The sequence below is a fragment of the Mycobacterium sp. SMC-18 genome (assembly GCF_045310895.1).
GTDB lineage: Bacteria > Actinomycetota > Actinomycetes > Mycobacteriales > Mycobacteriaceae > Mycobacterium.
In genome coordinates this window covers 1-1,660 of the sequence record NZ_JBJIAL010000117.1, presented here as the reverse complement: position 1 = coordinate 1,660, position 1,660 = coordinate 1, and the positions used below count along the sequence as shown (strand labels likewise).

Sequence of the window (1,660 nt, the reverse complement as noted above, 5' to 3'; positions counted from 1 at the left end):
TCCGGGTCGTACTTGCTCGGCATGACATGCACCTTCCCAAGGAAGGAGGTGCGCATCAAACGCGGGATGGTTCAGATTGATGCCGAGACCTTTGCCGAGCGGGTGTTTGATGGAGGGGAACTCATCGGCGCCCTTGATCGAGTGAGCACCGAAGCGGCCGCGTTTCTGGCACGGGAACTCTCCTTGGCAGGTGTGGAACTACGAATGAACGATGCCGCGGCCTACGAGAAGGCCGATATGAATGGTGACGCGGGCGAGACAGCCGATCTGTTCGCAAACTTGCTTCGCGGTGGAGGCATGGCAGGAGGAGTGGCGGCGGTTGCCGTTCCCTTTCTGCTTGGAGGGCCCCTTGGCATCGCGGCGGGGATCGGGGTCGGGGCGGCGGCGGCAGTTTCAAACTGGTTTGGGAGCAACAAGAGCCGTGACGCAGTTCGTGAGAAGGCCGAAGCTCGTGCGAAAGCAGCCCGCCAAGGACGCAGAGCCATCCACAACACTTTCGACGACATTGAGCGCCAATTCGCTTCGGGCGTATCAACATCTGCATGGGCAGCCGCTGCACCGCTGTTGCGTCCCGCCCTAATCGAGCTCATCGTCCTCACCAACTTGAGCACCGACATCGGAGCTCTCACCACCCATCTCCGCGGGCAATCAACATCGATCGCGCAGACCCCGCCCCTTCACTTCCTTCATACGACCTTCCGCTTGCTAGACGCCGAAGACTCGGGCGGATCCAAGGGCTTCCTGCTCGGTGAAGATTGGTTCGATCAAGACGAGTCCATTGAACTCAGCTACGACACCACAGATTCAGCGGATTTCTGTCGGGAACGCAACGGCGAGGACACCGATGCACTGCGTCACGCAATCGGGGAGGCATTCGCCCACCCCGAACCGTCCTCCATTCGCGGGTGGCTGCGACAGGCGGCGGAGGCAGCCGTAGCCGACGAGGCCTTCGTCGGGGTGACGAACCTCGCCGCCGCACTAGCGCGTCCAGCGGTCGTCGTTGCCGGCGACTATAGCGCTGGGAAGTCCTCCTTCATCAAGCGGATGTTCACAGAGTTCGGCATCGAAGTGCCCGCTTCTCTGCACATTCGCGCAGATGCGACCACAGACGATGTGCACCGCTATGAGATGGGCCGTATCGACATCGTTGATACGCCGGGATTTCAGAGTCGACGTGCCGACCATGATGATTTGGCCCTGGCCGGGGTCCAAGATGCCGCGCTGGTGGTCGTCGTGCTGCATATAAATCTACTCATCGGCGATACCGCAGCGCTGCAGACGATCGCGAATGGGATGCCGACCGGTGTCGGAAAATGGCCACGCATGCTGTTCATCGTGAACCGCTGCGACGAGTTAGGCGTCGACCCGCTGGACTCCACCGCCGAGTACTTCAATCGCCGTGACCGCAAACTGACCGAACTCGGAGCGGCACTGCGCTCCCGCGGGATTGAGGTTGACGCGACGCATATCCACGGTGTCGCAGCCGACCCATACGGCAGCGTAGGTATGCAGTACCCGGTCACCGCAGCTGATTACGACGCCAACAGGGCCTGGGATGGGATAGGCGCACTGGTTGCCGCGCTACGAGCAATGATCAGAACCTGTGGATGAGCCTCGGCGAGGCGGCGTAGGAAAGGGCGCACCTTCCCGAGGATGATCT

General features: G+C 61.3%; 1 protein-coding gene. It reads left to right on the top strand.

What is annotated here, in order from left to right:
* The coding region (locus ACJH6J_RS30330) for a GTPase (protein WP_406805028.1) at nt 1-1,611 on the top strand (1,611 nt) is incomplete at its 5' end.
* Nucleotides 1,612-1,660: the final 49 nt, after the last annotated feature.